This is a genomic window from Psychrobacter sp. 1U2 (assembly GCF_051847575.1).
Genome location: NZ_JBPYDC010001172.1, coordinates 1 through 679, shown reverse-complemented (window position 1 = coordinate 679; position 679 = coordinate 1). Strand labels below are relative to the sequence as shown.

1 pseudogene is annotated in these 679 nt (G+C 39.3%); it reads right to left on the bottom strand.

Annotated elements, in window-relative coordinates:
- Window positions 1-373, bottom strand: a pseudogene (locus tag ACS8FD_RS21025) (imidazolonepropionase); the annotation flags it as partial.
- Window positions 374-679: the final 306 nt, after the last annotated feature.

The following is a 679-nucleotide window of genomic DNA, read 5'->3' as shown; positions in this document are numbered from 1 at the left end:
TGGCACCTTGCAATCGCGCTTCGAACTCATTGCTGCGGTTGCCACCATAAACGATATGAGTATGACAGTCGATGAGTCCAGGCGTTACCCAGTTGCCATCAACATCTTTGATTTGATCGTTTTTATAATGGGTAAGGTGCGGTTTTATTTGCTCATGCGTACCAACCCATGCAATTTTGCCGTCTTTGATACCGATAGCGGCACTTTCTAATTGACCATAAGAGGTGCTTTTTTCTTGGTTTTCGCTATAAATATCAAACCCGTATTGCTCTGAAAAGGTGGCGAGATTGGCATTGATAATGATGTAGTCAAATGATATTAGGGCGGAGTCGTTTATAGGCGTTTGGTCTGTAGAATTTATTGTATTAGTCATGATGTGCTCCTACTTATTAGTATAGATTTAGTGCAGCCATCCATAGTCCGTTCACTTTAAAATAGACATTGTGTCGTTGGTAAAAACGCTTCTTGCTGTGGTGCTGCTGACAGAGGATGTGCAAAATTTACTTCAGTAGCCTTGTATGGTTGGTTTATTTTAAAAATGTTATAGCGTGACTGGTACAAACTTTACTCGCTTGTTGTGCGCAAGCGAGACAAAGGCTTCGCAAAATTCATCCCAGTCACTTGTATAAATATTCATAACACTTTTATTCTGTATCGATTTATTTATACTAAAAGTAAA